This is a genomic window from Synechococcus sp. R6-5, from assembly GCF_047461775.1.
In the GTDB taxonomy this organism is placed as follows: domain Bacteria; phylum Cyanobacteriota; class Cyanobacteriia; order Thermostichales; family Thermostichaceae; genus Thermostichus.
In genome coordinates, this window is the sequence record NZ_JANSHV010000082.1 from 1 (window position 1) to 15199 (window position 15199).

Annotated in this window: 15 protein-coding genes and 1 pseudogene; 3 read left to right on the forward strand and 13 right to left on the reverse strand. The window is 56.6% G+C overall.

The window, feature by feature from the left end; all coding sequences use genetic code 11:
- Nucleotides 1–139: 139 nt before the first annotated feature.
- The 5 genes from NW818_RS05050 to NW818_RS05070 form a co-directional block, all read right to left on the reverse strand.
- A complete protein-coding gene (locus NW818_RS05050; RefSeq protein WP_414423988.1) occupies nucleotides 140–1504 on the reverse strand; it encodes a cytosine deaminase in 1365 nt (454 codons plus the stop codon).
- Nucleotides 1505–1579: 75 nt separating this feature from the next.
- A complete protein-coding gene (locus tag NW818_RS05055; RefSeq protein ID WP_011432695.1) occupies nucleotides 1580–1909 on the reverse strand; it encodes a YggT family protein in 330 nt (109 codons plus the stop codon).
- 170 nt (nucleotides 1910–2079) lie between these two features.
- Nucleotides 2080–2448, reverse strand: a complete 369-nt coding sequence (locus tag NW818_RS05060) for a hypothetical protein (protein ID WP_011432696.1) — start codon at nucleotides 2446–2448, stop codon at nucleotides 2080–2082.
- A gap of 48 nt (nucleotides 2449–2496) precedes the next feature.
- On the reverse strand, nucleotides 2497–4269 hold the full coding sequence (locus tag NW818_RS05065; RefSeq protein ID WP_414423983.1) for an ABC1 kinase family protein: 1773 nt from the start codon (nucleotides 4267–4269) through the stop codon (nucleotides 2497–2499).
- Nucleotides 4270–4404: 135 nt separating this feature from the next.
- The gene (locus NW818_RS05070; RefSeq protein ID WP_414417955.1) at nucleotides 4405–5691 is read right to left on the reverse strand and encodes a glucose-1-phosphate adenylyltransferase; all 1287 of its coding nucleotides are present in this window, start codon (nucleotides 5689–5691) and stop codon (nucleotides 4405–4407) included.
- 131 nt (nucleotides 5692–5822) lie between these two features.
- Here NW818_RS05070 and NW818_RS05075 point away from each other — a divergent pair, with 131 nt between their 5' ends.
- From NW818_RS05075 to sat, 3 genes are all read left to right on the forward strand, one after another.
- Nucleotides 5823–6605, forward strand: a complete 783-nt coding sequence (locus NW818_RS05075; protein WP_414329681.1) for a ParA family protein — start codon at nucleotides 5823–5825, stop codon at nucleotides 6603–6605.
- 140 nt (nucleotides 6606–6745) lie between these two features.
- Entirely contained in the window at nucleotides 6746–7114 is a 369-nt protein-coding gene (locus NW818_RS05080; RefSeq protein WP_414329683.1) for a hypothetical protein, read from the forward strand.
- Nucleotides 7115–7279: 165 nt separating this feature from the next.
- Nucleotides 7280–8470, forward strand: a complete 1191-nt coding sequence (sat, locus tag NW818_RS05085) for a sulfate adenylyltransferase (protein ID WP_414423984.1) — start codon at nucleotides 7280–7282, stop codon at nucleotides 8468–8470.
- 108 nt (nucleotides 8471–8578) lie between these two features.
- On the opposite strand, the pseudogene NW818_RS05090 reads toward sat, so the two are convergent.
- From NW818_RS05090 to pstS, 8 genes and pseudogenes are all read right to left on the reverse strand, one after another.
- A pseudogene (locus tag NW818_RS05090) lies at nucleotides 8579–8671 on the reverse strand (hypothetical protein); the annotation flags it as partial.
- 121 nt (nucleotides 8672–8792) lie between these two features.
- Complete coding sequence (locus NW818_RS05095; protein ID WP_414332524.1) at nucleotides 8793–8969, reverse strand: hypothetical protein; 177 nt, start codon at nucleotides 8967–8969, stop codon at nucleotides 8793–8795.
- Between the two features lie 350 nt (nucleotides 8970–9319).
- Nucleotides 9320–9745 carry a hypothetical protein gene (locus tag NW818_RS05100; RefSeq protein WP_011432703.1) on the reverse strand — a complete coding sequence of 142 codons (426 nt, stop codon included), beginning with the start codon at nucleotides 9743–9745 and terminating at the stop codon, nucleotides 9320–9322.
- Nucleotides 9746–9788: 43 nt separating this feature from the next.
- Nucleotides 9789–10616: a TlyA family RNA methyltransferase gene (locus NW818_RS05105; protein WP_414423985.1), complete on the reverse strand. Its 828-nt coding sequence runs from the start codon at nucleotides 10614–10616 to the stop codon at nucleotides 9789–9791.
- Nucleotides 10617–10711: 95 nt separating this feature from the next.
- Nucleotides 10712–11539 (reverse strand): phosphate ABC transporter ATP-binding protein PstB, encoded by an 828-nt coding sequence (pstB, locus tag NW818_RS05110; RefSeq protein WP_414388053.1) that lies wholly within the window; start codon nucleotides 11537–11539, stop codon nucleotides 10712–10714.
- An 82-nt stretch (nucleotides 11540–11621) separates the two neighbouring features.
- Nucleotides 11622–12512 carry a phosphate ABC transporter permease PstA gene (gene pstA / locus NW818_RS05115; RefSeq protein ID WP_011432706.1) on the reverse strand — a complete coding sequence of 297 codons (891 nt, stop codon included), beginning with the start codon at nucleotides 12510–12512 and terminating at the stop codon, nucleotides 11622–11624.
- Between the two features lie 6 nt (nucleotides 12513–12518).
- Nucleotides 12519–13487 carry a phosphate ABC transporter permease subunit PstC gene (gene pstC, locus NW818_RS05120; RefSeq protein WP_414423986.1) on the reverse strand — a complete coding sequence of 323 codons (969 nt, stop codon included), beginning with the start codon at nucleotides 13485–13487 and terminating at the stop codon, nucleotides 12519–12521.
- Between the two features lie 33 nt (nucleotides 13488–13520).
- Nucleotides 13521–14597: a phosphate ABC transporter substrate-binding protein PstS gene (gene pstS, locus NW818_RS05125; protein WP_414423987.1), complete on the reverse strand. Its 1077-nt coding sequence runs from the start codon at nucleotides 14595–14597 to the stop codon at nucleotides 13521–13523.
- Between the last annotated feature and the right edge of the window lie 602 nt (nucleotides 14598–15199).

Here is a 15199-nt window from a genome sequence, read left to right on the forward strand (position 1 = left end):
GGTTTTGGGGGTTAGAGGCATGCTCCACGGTGCCGCCCCAGCGTTCCGCGCCGCTGCCACAACCACCACCTCCAGGCAAAGGGAGAGAGGAGCAATTGGGAAGTGTCTTAATCTAACTTGAAACGACTGTGACCCCGCTCTACTTCTCGGAGCTGAGCGCTGTCCCCACCTTCTCCATCAAGTCGTCCAGCTCGCTGTAGTCCGGCAGAGTCGTGTCGATGGCCTGCCCCTGACGCAACACCACCCGGTCATGCTGGGGACGGGAAAGCAGCTCGTCAAAGCCACGTCCCTTGAACAGCACCAGATCTGCCGGCAAGCCCACCCCAATTTGCCCTCGCTCGGTCAAGCCCATGATGCGGGCAGGGGTGGTGGTGATGGCCTGGGGCCAATCCCCATAGGGGGTATCCAGGTGCAAAATGCGGGTGGCCTCCCGGAACACCTCCAAGCCATCGTGATCCCCAAAGCCGTAGAAGGGATCCCGACAGTTATCGCTGGCTATCATCACCGGCACGCCCAAAGCCTTCAGCTCATGCAACAGCGTCACTCCCCGCCAGCGGGGGGTATGGCCGGGGTTACGGGCTTGCAAATATAGGTTACACATGGGCAGGCTGACCACGGCAATTCCCGCCTCTCTGACCAAGGCCATAGTCTTGTGGGCCACCTCCGGCGGTTGCACGGCCAGGCTACAGCAATGGCCACACACCACCTGATGGGGAAAATCGTTGCGCAAGGCCGCCGCTGCTACGTGTCTCAATGTGAGGGATCCCGGATCATCCGTCTCATCCGTATGAAAGTCCAGAGCCAAGCCCCGCTCCTTGGCCAGGGCAAACACCCGATCCAATTGCCGATCCAGTTCCGGCCCCATCGCCGCCACCCCACCCAGGATCCCGCCCAGCTCTGCCACCTTGTCCGCCAGCTTTTCCCCTGCAGGGGTGAGAAAGGTATCCAAGCTCAGAAGCGTGACCGCCTGGAGTTCCAGCTTGCCCGCCCACTCTCGGCGCAGCTGAACAAACACCTCCCAGTTGGCCCCCATAACTTGAGGGTTCTCACAGGCCAGATGGGTGCGCACCGCCTGGGATCCATGGGCATAGCTGCAGCGCAAACCAAAGCTGAAGCGACGGTAGAGATCCTCCCGAAACTGCTCCGGATCCCCGTCATAGGCTTGCTCCATCTTCGCCCAATCTTCCTGGCCGGCCTGCCTCGCCCCGGCAAAGGTGCCATCGGGATTGGGGGTGCGCGGCCACACATGTCCCTTGTCCAGGTGGGTATGGATGTCCACAAAACACGGCCACACCTGGCCCCGCCTTAGATCCACGCTGGGGATCCCCTGGGGCGGGATCCCTGTTGCCAGCCGGATTTGGCGGATCTGCCCCCCTTCAATTTCCAGATCCAGCAACACCAGGTTATCGCGGTTGGGAACAGCTCCTGGCACCGCCTCCTTCAGTACCGACAGGGGAACCTGAGCATTCAGCAGCCAGTAGTGGGCAACGCCGGGGATCTGCATGGCGGGCAACGAAAAAAGCAGCTCTCCATCGTAAAGGGATCCCGACCTATCCAGATGAATCCAGTGCTACAGCGGCTAGGCAAACTGGCCCACCACCTGCATGGCAAAACTGAGCAAAATGAAGGCCAGCCAGGGGGAAAAGTCCAAGCCGCCAATGGGGGGGATGATGCCGCGGAACAGGTTGAGATAGGGATCGGTGAGTTGGCTGAGCACCGACAGGATGGGGTTAGACCAGTTCAGTTGCGGGAACCAGCTCAGCAAAATCCGCACGATCAGCAGAGCATTGTAAATGACAATGAACTGGTAAAGGGAGCGGAACAGCAAAGACGCGGCAGTGCCGTAGACCAACCCCAGGGAGAGGCCGTCCACCCAAGCGAGAGGAGACAACAAGTGACTGAGCATCATGGTTGGGAAAAGTAGGGAAACAACTCGATCAACTCAACATCCATTAAGCTGAAGCACCTTCGCCAGAGGCAGACCTGGCCCAGGATCGCAACTCAGCCGAGAGAGGATGGCAGAACCTAGAGAGGAAAGCCGCTGCCGCCTCTAGTTTGGCATGGACAGGGATCCCCTGCTCAAGGCTTTTCCTCAACAGCCCTGGAAGAGGTTTCCTTGACGAGCAATTGCGTGCGCATGGCCTGAATCGCCTCGTTTAACTCGGCAATCTTGGCCTCTAGAGTGCGGCGGGCTTGAGCAATGCGTTCTGCCTCATTTTCCCACTTCCTCCAGTCGCTGGACATGGCCGACTCACCCGAAGCACTGAGGCGCGGTCGTTCAGGGGCTACCGAGGTGCCGTTGAGACGATCCGGATCCCGGCGTTGGCCTTCGGCGGATCCCTTTCTGAGTCGAGGGGCAAGCACAAACCCAATGACCCCGCCAATGATCCCTCCCAACAGGGCGCCAGTCACTACACCCGCAATGAAGTCACCTTTCTGATCTGCCACGCTTTTGTCCAGCTCAATAACAATAAACTTGAGTCATCTTCTTCCGTTCTACCTTTCCTGTCCCACTCCTGCCAGCAAATCCGACCAAGGTTGAGGTAGCCGCCAGCGGCTGAGATGTTCCAGATGGGCTTGCACCTGCTCCCTCAACTCGGCAAGCGTGTGTTGCAGATCGCCGGTCGAGGGTAGGGATCTCAGCGTTGCCTGCCAGAGGTAAGCTGGGGAAAGTTCAGGGCTGAGCAACTGCCACAAACGCTGCAGCTCCTCAAAGTGAAGGCGATCATCTTCTGTGAGGGAAAGCACCAACTGGCGACGCAGATCGCGGGCCTCTTCCGACATCAGGTAGCGCAAACCCGTTTGGGCGGTGGGTAACCAATCCAATCCCCCATCGCTGCGGGCAATTTGAATCAGGTTCTCCAGGCGGTTCCAGCGGAACTTACCATCCTTGATCAACACTTGCAGCAGCCGTTGGCGAATACGCGGCGATTCATCCGTCAGCAGGCGCTTGGCCACATAGGGATAGGCCACACCGACGATGCGGAACTGGGGATAGAGGCTGAGGGCTACTCCCTCTTGGGTCACCAAAGAGCGGATCACCAGAGCAAAGTGGGAGGGCACCTGAAAGGGGTAGCGGTACATCAAGTCGGAGAACTGATCTGTGGCCGTTTTGAAGTTAAAGTTGACCACCTCTTGGGTCAGCACGTCTGCCAGCACCTTTTCCAAGGCGGGGATCAGCTCTTGGCGGCCGACATCCGACTGCAAAAAGCCCAGATGAATAAAGTCATCGATCAGGGCGTTGTAGTCGCGATCCACCAGGTGAACCAGAGCATCCACCAAGTACTCCTTCATTTCCTCGGTGAGCTGATCCATCATGCCGAAATCGATGTAAGCCAAGCGACCATCGGCCAGGGCGAACAGGTTGCCCGGATGGGGATCCGCGTGGAAAAAGCCGTATTCCAGCAATTGCTTGAGGGCAGCAACCACCCCGATACGCACCAATTGTTTCACCTCCAGGTTGGCTGCTCGAATGCGCTCCACATCCGTCAGCTTGATGCCGTCGATCCACTCCAGGGTCAGAACCCGGCGGGTGCTGTAAGCCCAGAAGATGCGCGGCACGTACACATCCGGATCGTCGCGGAAGTATTCGGCGAAGCGCTCGCAGTTTCGCCCTTCGTGCAGGTAGTCGATCTCTTCAAAAAGCTTGCGGCCAAACTCATCCACCACCGCCGTCAAAGTACTGCCCAGGTTCAAGGGCAGCCAGGGGCCCAGCCATGTCGAGGCCCAGCGAATCAGGTACAGATCCAGGCTCAACTGCTCTCGCAGATGGGGTCGCTGCACCTTCACCGCCACCCATTCGCCGCTGTGCAACTGCGCTTTGTAAACCTGGCCCAAACTGGCAGCAGCCACCGGCTCTGGAGAGATCTGGGCAAAGATCTCGGCAATCGGACGGCCCAACTCGGATTCGATGCGGGCAAATGCTTGCTCGGAAGGAAATGGCGGCAGTTGATCTTGCAGTTGGGTGAGTTCTTCTAGGTAGTCTTTGCGCACCAGATCGGGGCGGGTGGAGAGGGCCTGCCCCACCTTGATGAACGTTGGCCCCAGGTCGGTGAGCAGCTTTCGCAACTGCACCGAGCGCCGTCCCACATTGCGATCAGTGTGTCCCCACAGTTGATCCCAGCGCAAACAGAGGACAAACCACAAGAAAGGCCAGAGAATGGCCAGCGCCCGACCGATCACTTGGGGCAGGCGCCAGCGGTAATAACGGCAGATCAATTGCGGATCGTAAACTTCCAAAGCGGCAACGGATGAAATTCTACTAAACACACTCCAGCGATCTCACAGTCTTTTGTTTTAAAGCTCTCGGTATCCATCTTAACAGAAAAAGCCTCGCCGTTTCTGCGCAAGGGCCTGTCAGCCCCATCCTGCCCCCTTCTCGGCCAGGGCCGGCCTGTTTCCCCCTCAAATGATGGTGTTGTCCGGGATCACCGAGTCTTTGATGATGGTGACGATGCCGTTGCTGATCCAGATCCCTTCCTCTTCCCGCTGCGCTTCGGTGACGTGATCCTTGTTGAGGATGCGGACATTGCGCCCAATGCGGGCATTCTTATCCACGATGGCGTTGACAATGTGAGAGTTGGCCCCGATGCCCACCGGTGGGATCCCTTCCTCCAGCCTGGCCTGCCGCTCTTCTACCGACTCGTAGTAATCGGCTCCCATCACCAGGGTGTTTTCGATGATGGTGTTGGCCTCCAAGCGGCTGCGAATGCCGATGATGGAGTTGCGAATTTGGGCGTTTTTGATGATGCAACCATCGGCGATCATGGAGTTGACAATCTGGGAGTCGAGGATTTTGTTGGGGGGCAAAAAGCGCGGGCGGGTGTAGATGGGCATTTCGCTGTCGAAGAAGCTGAAGGGCGGGTTGGGCTGCTGCACCAGTGCCAGGTTGGCCCGGTAAAAAGCCTCGATGGTGCCGATGTCTTCCCAGTAACCCTGGAAGAGGTAGGCTTGCAGATGGTACTTGCCGATGGCTGCCGGCAGCACCTCTTTGCCAAAGTCGGTGTGCTCCTTGACTTTGAGCATCTCGATCAGAGCTTCTCGCTTGAATACATAGATGCCCATGGAGGCGATGTAGGGCTTGGCTTTGGCTTCTTCCGGGCTGAGGCCGAGGGCTTGGGTGTCCACCTGACAGGCTTTCAGCAGATCTCCTGTTGGCTTTTCCTTGAAATCGACGATGCAACCGTTCTCGCCAAGCTTGAGCAAGCCAAAACCCGAGGCCACTTTTTCTTCACAGGGGAGCACCGCCAGCGTCACATCGGCCCCAACCTGCCGGTGATGCTGGATGAAGGGGCGGTAGTCCATGCGGTAGAGGTGATCCCCAGATAGGATGAGGAAGTCCCGCGGCTTCCAGGAGTCCATCAGCCAGAGGTATTGGCGGACAGCATCGGCGGTGCCTTGGAACCAATCGGGATTGTCAGGGGTTTGTTGGGCCGCCAAAACGTCCACAAAGCCGCCTGTAAAGGGAGACAAGCGGTAGGTGTTGACGATGTGGCGGTTCAGAGAGGCAGAGTTGAACTGGGTGAGGACGTAGATTTTTTCGATGTCGGAGTTGATGCAGTTGCTGACCGGGATGTCGATAAGGCGGTATTTGCCGGCCAGGGGCACAGCGGGTTTGGCGCGGCGCTTGGTCAGGGGATAAAGTCGGGTGCCACGCCCACCTCCCAAGATGATCGCCAGTACATCGCGCATGGTTGTCCTCCACCAGGCTACACCCAATAGCATAGACTGCTGCGGGGCCACCTCAACGACTGTCCTGTCGGATCTGGCCGGGCTGCTCAGAAAGGGGAACAAGTTGGCAAGACAGAATGCAGGGAGAGCTGATGGCGCGCATCCTGGCCTTTACCAACAACAAAGGGGGCACCGGCAAGTCCACCCTCTGCGTCCACGCGGCTCAGTTGACGGCCCAGCGGGGATACCGAGTTTTGCTCATCGATCTCACGTCCCAGGCCACCGCCAGCAACCTTTACCTGGAAGGGGCCGGATCCCTGGCGGCACTGGAAACGGCTTGGGCCAGCTTACACCCGCAGCACCAACGTCCTCTGGAAGAGGTGATCTACTGCACGGACAAGGGAGTGGATGTGGCGCCCTCCCACAGCACCATGGCGGAAGTGGCGGCCCAACTGGCTGCTGTCGGAGAGATGGGGCAGAATCTGTTGCAGCGCCAACTGGATCCCCTGCTGCAGGACTACGACTTCATCTTTCTCGATACGCCGGGAGAACTGAATGCCCTCACCGCCAATGCCCTGCGGGTGGCCCAGCGGGTGTTGATCCCGACACGGCTCAACCGCGCCGATTTCTCCTGCACGGAAGTAACCTTGCGCTACATTGAGGCCCTGAAAGGCCAGCTCAGCCACGCCCGCGCCGTTTTGACGATGCTGGACGACCGCTATCTGCCGGGGGGCATTTGGTCGGGATCCCATACCGGGCAATTGTATGTGCAAGCGCAACAGATTTTTGCGGATGTGCTTTCACCCGTTACTATTCCAGATAGCAGCGATTTGCGCATCGCCTTTGACTACGGCTTGACGGTGATGGACTATCGGCCTGGATCGGCGGTGTGTCAGCGGCTGCTACAGTTTGTTGAACGCGAGGTGCTCTTGTGACCGGATCTGACCGTAGCCTCTTTCCTTCGTCGGGGGAAACTTCCCGCCGCTCCGGCGGAATTCGGCGCAAGGCCGGTGCTAAAACCAGTTCAGAGCCCACCTCCGCAGAGTCTACTCCCACAGGCGAGGAGCCGACAACGATGTCTTCTCAGTCTCCCCCAGAACCAACCCCAGAATTGCCGGAAATTGCAGCCCTCAAAAGCCAACTGGCCGAAGCTCAACAACTCTTGCAAGACTACCAAAACAAAGTCTCTACCCTGCAAGCTCAATTGCAGCAGGTTACTGCCCATCGGGACGAATTGCAAAAGGCGCTGGCGCAGTTGCAAGCGGTTGCGGACGAGCGGGCCAAAACCATCCAGGAGTTACGGAAACCCAAAGAGCAAGCCCCCATCATTCAGCCCAAACCCCAATCCTCGCCTCTGCACGCGCAAAAGAAGATCATGAATCGGCCCATCTTCGACAATGTATCAGCCACCGATGAAAGCATGCCCCCCTATTTGTTGGATTAACCGGGATGGAGGGGATCCCTAAGGGCGTGATTTGGATGGGGTCTCCACCTGTTCTGCTCCCTCCTGTTTTCAGCCCGACCTGTGCTTTTTTCCCTGCTTCCTGGAGATCCGGGATCCGATAGTTGGATATTGGATTGGATAACCTTTGTTCCCGCTGCCCTTCCCATGAGCCAATCTCCATCGACTCTCCCTTCTGGTGATGCCATTCCGCCCCACGGGGGCACCCTGATCAACCGCATTGCCCCGCCTGAGCAGGCGCAGGAGCTGCGTTCCAAAGCCGAACATTGCCCCATCCTCTATCTCGACGAGCGGGCCCAATCGGATCTGGAGATGATCGCCATTGGGGGCTTCAGCCCGCTAACGGGGTTTATGGGGCGGGAAGATTACCAGGCCGTTCTGGAAACAATGCACCTGGCCAATGGCTTGGCTTGGTCGCTGCCGGTCACCCTGCCGGTCTCCTCGGAAGTGGCAGCGGGTCTGAAAGAGGGGCAAATGATTGCCTTGGCCAGTGCCGAGGGCAAGATCCTGGGCCTACTGGAGCTGACCGAGAAGTTCACCTACGACAAAACCCGCGAAGCCCGGCAAGTTTATCGCACCACCGATGAGCAGCATCCAGGGGTAAAGGTGCTCTACGAGCAGGGATCCGTCTATTTGGCCGGCCCCGTCACCCTCCTGCAGCGGGATCCCCACCCTCTTTTTCCGGCCTACCAGATCGATCCGGCCCAATCGCGGCAACTGTTTCGGGAAAGAGGCTGGAGAACCATTGTAGGCTTCCAAACCCGCAACCCCATCCACCGCGCCCACGAGTACATCCAAAAATGTGCCCTGGAAATTGTGGACGGGCTATTTTTGCACCCGCTGGTGGGGGCTACCAAAAGCGACGACATTCCCGCCGATGTGCGTATGCGCTGCTACGAGGTGTTGATCGAAAAGTACTACCCCAAGGAGCGGGTGATCTTGGCCATCAATCCTGCGTCGATGCGCTACGCCGGCCCCCGCGAGGCTATTTTCCATGCTCTCATTCGCAAAAACTATGGCTGTACCCATTTCATTGTGGGGCGGGATCACGCCGGGGTGGGGAACTACTACGGTACCTACGATGCCCAACACATTTTCGATGAGTTCCAGCCGGGGGAGCTGGGCATCATTCCCTTGAAGTTTGAACATGCTTTCTATTGCACCGTCACCGGCACCATGGCCACGGCCAAGACCAGCCCCAGCCAACCCCACCAGCGCATTCACCTCTCAGGTACCAAGGTGCGGGAAATGCTGCGCCGCGGTGAAGTGCCCCCGCCGGAGTTTTCTCGACCAGAAGTGGCCCGGCTGCTGGCCGAAGCCATGCGAGAGCGGGGTTAACCCTGGGAATCTCCCTAAGTGGCAGTCAAAAAGGGCCTGGGACAGACCAGACCCTCTGTATTGAAAGTTGTATTGAAAGTTGAACTTGAACCAGATTCCAGTCGAGTATCAGGCCGGCTCCGCTAGATTGATTGTCGGGTTGCGGTCGAAGAAGCCCCAAGGTACCAGCCTAAAGCCCGTTCTGTGTACAGGCATGACGGGCCAATCCTCATCCCATGAAAAAACCCCTGCCCAACGGCATGGGGAGAATGTATGATGGGGAGCCCGCGTTTCTACAGAACTCCCTCGAAGTCAAGCAGCCCTGAATAGGCAGCAACAGTTCTCATCCCGCCTCAAACCAGAGTTGTTCGGGATCCACATAATAGCAGCGGGCATTGTCCGCACAGATCAGCGCCCAGCCGTTTTGGTCGGCCTCGACCAAAGTATACTCACACTGGGGAATGAAATAGCCTTGGTGGTTTCGGGTATCGCTCTTAACCCAAACGGTCTGACGGTTCATCTTAAAGTTCCTCCCATCTGCAGTCAAAGGGGTCAAAAAAGTGAGGTTGGAAAACGGGACTCGATTCAGTGGCTATGGAAGCGGCGGCAGTGCAACACCACTGCAATTGAAGTGCAGCCACCGCCGAGCTAAGCATCTCGCGCCAGCCCGGAGTTCAATCTCATCAATCAACTGAGGCCGGGGAAGAGAAGCGACGAGAGCTAACCCCTATCGATAAATGGATCCCATATTGCTATTGGGTACAAGAAGTTTAGCACCAACTCCATGAGAACATTGCTAAGAGTTGTAGATTAAAATAAAAAGCTCTAGATTTTCCTAAAGTCTTGTTGCAAAACAAGGAATAGGGTCACTTAATCTTCTTCAAAGAGCCAGTTGTAAATCTTGCTCAAGTGGGGCCAAGCAGGACGGCGGTTCCCTCCCTCTTGCAGGTTGGATTTGACACCCTCAATCTGCTCGGGATCCCGTGCCAAGATTTGCTTAATGGCCTCCACCTGCTGGCGTACCCCGGTTTTTTTCAGCTCCAGCATGGCTAGGGTCAGATTCACACGGGGCTGGGCATCCACCGGATCCAACTTCACAGCAGTCTGGGCGGCCTTCAGAGCTTTTTCCGCCTGCCCCTCCAGAAGGTAGAGCCAGGACAAGCACGTCCAAGCCGCCGCCGCCTTTGGGGATCCCTTACAGATCGACTCAAAAGAGGGAATTAACGTCTTGGCCGCTTCCCCGGATTCATAGCGCCGAATCCCTTCCTGAAACAATTCTTCAATTTTTTGGCTCATCTCCCCCAACCCAGCACATTAGCCTATTGACAAAATTGACAAGTTATGCGTCTAAAGTTGCTCTTGCTTGCTCGCTCATCTGTTGTAGCGCACTGCCGCTGGGGAGAGGGATCCCTTCTCCTTCGGCCAGCCAGAGCCAATACTCGATATTGCCGGCAGGGCCAGTGATGGGCGACCACGTGTAGCCTTGCACCTGCCAGCCCTGGGCCACGGCCGAGCGCATCACCGTCTCCAGCACGCGGGCATGGACAACCGGATCCCGTACCACCCCCTTTTTACCCACCTGGTCTCGGCCCGCCTCAAACTGGGGCTTCACCAGCAACAGCGCCTCCCGTGGGAAACGCAACAGGTTCCACAGCGGAGCTAGCACCTTAGTCAGGGAAATAAAAGACAGGTCTACCACCGCCAAATCCGGCCAGCTCTGGGGAGGTGCCTCGCTTCCGTACAGATCCTCCGGCTGCAGATGGCGCAAGTTGGCCCGCTCCTTTAGGATCACCCGCGCATCCGTTCGCAAAGACCAGGCCAGTTGCCCATAGCCCACATCCACTCCGTAGACCCGCTGGGCTCCCCGTTTCAACAAGCAGTCTGTAAAACCTCCTGTGGAAATGCCCGCATCCAAACAAATACGACCCTGCACCTGAACAGGAAAAGTTTGCAGCGCCCCCTGTAGCTTTTCTCCCCCCCGTGAGACAAAAGCAGGCCCAGACTGGACTTGCACCGCTGGATCCCCGCTCACCCAGGTTCCAGGCTTTTCCGCCCGCACCCCATTTAGAAAGACTTCTCCTGCCAAAATGGAGCGTTGCGCTTGCTGGCGTGAGGAAAAATATCCGCGCTCCACCAACCAGCTATCCAGACGCACCCGCTTGGCCATCTCGCCGGTGCCTCACCTTGCATAGATCTTCCCGCCCATTAGAATAGGCGAGCGGGATCCCAACTGACCAGAATTGAGGGATCGCCAACAGCAGATTAGCCGAACCGTCCGCTCACGTACTCTTCCGTTTCCCGATGGGCGGGAGAGTTAAAGATTTTCTCAGTGCGGTTAAACTCCACCAGCCGTCCGTAGCGAAACCCCTCTTCGTCGACTTCAGTGTTGAAGAAGGCGGTAAAGTCGGAGACCCGCGCTGCCTGCTGCATGTTGTGGGTAACGATAATGATCGTGTAGCGACGGCCCAGTTCCTTGAGCAACTCCTCAATGCGCAACGTGGAGATTGGATCCAACGAGGCACAGGGCTCGTCCATCAGGATCACCTCTGGTTGGATGGCCAAGGTGCGGGCAATGCAGAGGCGCTGCTGCTGTCCCCCCGAAAGGGAGAGGCCGCTCGTCTTCAACTTGTCTTTCACCTCGTCCCAGAGGACGGCCTGACGCAATGCGCGCTCTACCAGCTCATCCAAGTCTCCTTGGTAGCCGTTGACCCGTGGCCCAAAGGCAATGTTGTCGTAGATGGACTTCGGGAAGGGGTTGGGCTTTTGGAACACCAGGCCAACTCGCCGCCGCACTTCAGCAGGATCTACATCGGGATCGTAGATGTTTTTCCCGTGAAAAATTACGGATCCCTCTACTCTCGCCCCCGGGATCAGATCGTTCATGCGGTTAAAGCAGCGCAGCAAAGTACTCTTGCCGCAGCCGGAAGGGCCAATAAAAGCAGTGATGTGATTCTTGGGAATCTTCAGAGAAACCTGCTTCACCGCCAAATGAGAGCCGTAGTAAACACTGACTGCTTGCGTTTCCAGCTCAACAGTTAACTTGGCAGACTTCTTAGAGGAATCAGGAGTGCCGGGAAATGGAGGGCGCATAGGAATACCAGAGGTAGACGTTGCTTCAGAACCCAAACTCAAAATCGAAGAATAGTGAGGCAAAAATCTCAGAAGAACCAGATCAGATAGTAATGGTTTCCTGACGACGACTCAGCAGCAGCCGGAAACTGATCGTGGTGATCAAAACCAGAATCACCAAAGCCAAGGCTCCTCCCCAAGCAATTTTCTGCTGGTTCTCGAAGGGAACAATGGCAAAGTTGTAGATCAGCACCGCCAGCGAAGCTACTGGCTTCAGCAGACCATCAGGCCATAGAAAGCTGAACAGAGCAGTAAAAATTAGAGGTGCAGTCTCCCCAGCTGCTCGGGCAATGGCCAAGGTCACTCCCGTCAGAACGACCGGCAAAGCAGCTGGCAAAACGACCCGAAACACAGTCTGCACCCGCGAAGCTCCCAAGGCGTAGGCGGCAGCCCGAGTGTCCGCCGGCACCAAGCGCAGAGCCTCCTCGCAGGAGAGGATGATGATCGGCAAAGTCAATACCGATAGAGCTACTCCGCCAGAAAGGGCAGAAAAGGTCTTGGTGGAAAGCACCAGCACCCCATAGGCGAACACGCCAGCGATGATGGAAGGAACCCCCGTCAGCACTTTGATAATGAAACGCAGAGATGATGCTGTAGAACTGTTCTGGCCGAACTCCGAGAGATAGATCGCAGCAAATAGACCAATAGGGAAAGTGATTGTAATGGCAATCGATACCACAATGATCGTTCCCAGCACAGCGTTGCCAAAGCCGCCTACCTGATCGCCAGGAGGAGGAGGAAGCTGGGTTAAGGTCTGCCAATTGAAGCGCTCAATGCCATTGACGAAAACATAGTAAAGGATGGAAGCGAGCACAACAATCGCAAAAATGCTGGAAGCAAAGATCAGGCCTGTCATCACCCAGTCCAGCACGACGCGCTTGGATCTAACTTTGCGTTTGAACAAATTGGCCTGTGCTGCCACTTGTGTCGCCATGTTCCTCTACTCCCGAGAAGCCGTCAAAGCAAACTTGACCCGACGAACCATCAGCTCAGCGATGATGTTGACCACCAGCGTAATGACCAGCAAGATCAAAGCCGCATACATCAGAGCCGAGATCTGCTCGTCGGCTGCTTCTGCAAACTCGCTGGCCAGCAATGCAGGGATGTTGCTGGCAGGGGCCAAAAGCGAGACTCTAATCCCCCGCGCATTGCCAATCAGCATTGCCACCGCCATGGTCTCGCCCAGGGCGCGTCCCAAACCCAGCACCACAGCCCCCAACATACCCCCAATCGCAGCCGGTAGTACCACTCCAAAAATGGCTTCCCATCGCGTAGCCCCCATCGCATAGGCAGCCGCGCGCAGCTCAGGAGGAACAGCCACCAAAACCTCTCTGGCGATGGCCGTGATGATGGGGATGATCATGATCCCCAAGACAACCCCTGCCGTCAGCATCCCCGGCCCAATCGGTGGTGTGCTGAAAATGGGAAGCCAATTGAAGTTCTCGTACAGGAACATCTGAACGGGGCGGAAGAAGGGGATGAAGACAAACAATCCCCAAATGCCGAACACCACACTGGGAATAGCCGCCAACAGCTCAACCACAATGATCAGAGCCAGACGCAAGGACTTCGGAAGAAAATCCTCGCTCAGAAAAATAGAGATGCCAAAGCTAAAAGGAACCCCCACAATCAGAGCGATGAGAGAAGTCACTAGCGTGCCGTAGATCTGTGGCCAGGCCCCATAGATATCCTCGACCGGATCCCAGGTGGTGTTCCAGAAAAAGCTTAGTCCAAACCTGTCTATAGCAGGTAAAGACTGAATGCCAATCTCCAGAGCAATCCAGAGCAGCAGGAAGGCCGAGAAAAACACGGCAATCCGCGTAGCCCAGATAAAAACCTGGTCGCGCCGGCGCTGGAAAACCGGCCGAGGCCGAAACATAGAACTGCTGTCAGAAAAAAAGGTATTCATCCGCCTGAAGCCAGAAGTGGTTGGTAAGAGTTTTTACGGGGTAATGCCTTCCAGCGCAGCCAGAGCTTTTTGCCGCGTTTCTTCCGGCAGAGGGACATATCCCAACTGCTCAGCGAAAGCCTGCCCCTCAGTAAGGCCGTAGCGGAGAAACTCTTTAACGGCCTTGGAAGTCTCGGCTTTGGGGTAAACCTTGTAGGCAAGGATCCAGGTGTAGCCCACAATAGGGTAAGAGTCTTCCCCAATAGGATCCGGATCGACCCCCAGCAAACGCTCGTCGAGCTGAATTCTGGCCAGCGCCGCTTTCTCCGTCTCGACGTTGGGAGTTACAAACTTGCCTGCCCGGTTTTCCAGACGGGCAATGTTCAGGTTGTTGAGCTTGGCAAAGCCGAATTCCACGTAGCCAATCGAGCCAGAAATTTGCTTGATCTGCTCGGAAACCCCTTCGTTCCCACGCGCCCCTACGCCGGTTGGCCAGTTTACCGAAGAGCCGCGACCCACCTTTTGCTTCCACTCTGGGCTAATAGCGTTGAGGTGAGTGGTGAAGATATCGGTGGTACCACTTCCATCAGAGCGATGCACGACGGTAATCGGCAAATTCGGGAAAGTCACCTGTGGGTTAAGGCCAGCCAGCAGGGGATCGTTCCAGTTCTTGATCTTGCCCAGGAAGATATTCGCCAGTGCCAGGCGGGAAAGGCGGATTTCGGGGCCCACCCCAGGAATGTTGTACGCTGCAACTAACGCTCCGCCCACCATGGGTACAGAAACCATCCCTTTGGGAGGGTTAGCCTCATTCTCAATTTGGTTGATCTCTTCAGGACGGGGCACGCTGTCACTGGCACCGAAATCGACCGTGCGGGCTACAAACTGCCGACGACCCGCACCGCTTCCTACAGACTGATAGTTGACCTGGATGTTAGGGTTTTTCTTGCCAAACTCTTGGGCCCAAGTTTGATAGATGGGGGCCGGGAAGGTCGCCCCAGCGCCATTGATGGTGATGGTCTGCCGAGCAAACACCCGCTGCCAATTCGCCTGGCTAGCCGCAAAGCCAGCAACAGTGGCAGACAAAAACTTCAGGAAAGAACGACGCTCCAAGGGGTGCAACGTCACCATATAGATCTCCTCTCCCAGATGAAGATAAAATCCTAGCCCAGATCTAAAAAAGGCTACTTCACTCGAGAACCTTACCCAACCCAATCAAAACTCGTCGGGCTGGGTATGCCACTACCGCCTGGAAGCTTGGAGGCAACCCTCAAGCTAACCCTGCGATCCTCAACAAGCCTTCAACCGATCGCAACATCCCAGGGATCCCTTTGAGCACGCAGGGTTCCCTCGGGAACGCTCCATTGAAGACTTCGCCAGTCCGCGCAGCTACTATAACGTAAAGGCCAGTTGTTTTTAGTTAAAACGAGGTTAAGCCCAGGTTATCTCTGGGGATATCCGCCAAATGTTGCAAACCCCTCAAGGGATCCCCTTTGGTGTCAGCCACTCTATACCCTCTGCTAAGTATTTCCTGAAACAAATAACCTTCCGCATTTTCCGCATTTTTGGTTTAGAAACAAGGTGGCTTCTTGTCTTCCTACCGGGGTTGCGAGCGGCAAGAGAGCTTCATCGGCAATGAGCTCCGAGAAGGGATCCCTCATGCCAAAGGGCTGAGGCGTAGGGGGCAGCTTGCTTTGGAGTTTATAGTCGTTTCAGGCTAGGGTGAGACGCCT

Bases quoted from the DNA above. Each gene is read 5' to 3' on its own strand.
- NW818_RS05050 (WP_414423988.1), bottom strand. From the start codon at position 1,504: ATGCAGATCCCCGGCGTTGCCCACTACTGGCTGCTGAATGCTCAGGTT.
- NW818_RS05055 (WP_011432695.1), bottom strand. From the start codon at position 1,909: ATGATGCTCAGTCACTTGTTGTCTCCTCTCGCTTGGGTGGACGGCCTC.
- NW818_RS05070 (WP_414417955.1), bottom strand. From the start codon at position 5,691: ATGCGCGATGTACTGGCGATCATCTTGGGAGGTGGGCGTGGCACCCGA.
- NW818_RS05075 (WP_414329681.1), top strand. From the start codon at position 5,823: ATGGCGCGCATCCTGGCCTTTACCAACAACAAAGGGGGCACCGGCAAG.
- NW818_RS05080 (WP_414329683.1), top strand. From the start codon at position 6,746: ATGTCTTCTCAGTCTCCCCCAGAACCAACCCCAGAATTGCCGGAAATT.
- sat (WP_414423984.1), top strand. From the start codon at position 7,280: ATGAGCCAATCTCCATCGACTCTCCCTTCTGGTGATGCCATTCCGCCC.
- NW818_RS05095 (WP_414332524.1), bottom strand. From the start codon at position 8,969: ATGAACCGTCAGACCGTTTGGGTTAAGAGCGATACCCGAAACCACCAA.
- NW818_RS05100 (WP_011432703.1), bottom strand. From the start codon at position 9,745: ATGAGCCAAAAAATTGAAGAATTGTTTCAGGAAGGGATTCGGCGCTAT.
- NW818_RS05105 (WP_414423985.1), bottom strand. From the start codon at position 10,616: ATGGCCAAGCGGGTGCGTCTGGATAGCTGGTTGGTGGAGCGCGGATAT.
- pstB (WP_414388053.1), bottom strand. From the start codon at position 11,539: ATGCGCCCTCCATTTCCCGGCACTCCTGATTCCTCTAAGAAGTCTGCC.
- pstA (WP_011432706.1), bottom strand. From the start codon at position 12,512: ATGGCGACACAAGTGGCAGCACAGGCCAATTTGTTCAAACGCAAAGTT.
- pstC (WP_414423986.1), bottom strand. From the start codon at position 13,487: ATGAATACCTTTTTTTCTGACAGCAGTTCTATGTTTCGGCCTCGGCCG.
- pstS (WP_414423987.1), bottom strand. From the start codon at position 14,597: ATGGTGACGTTGCACCCCTTGGAGCGTCGTTCTTTCCTGAAGTTTTTG.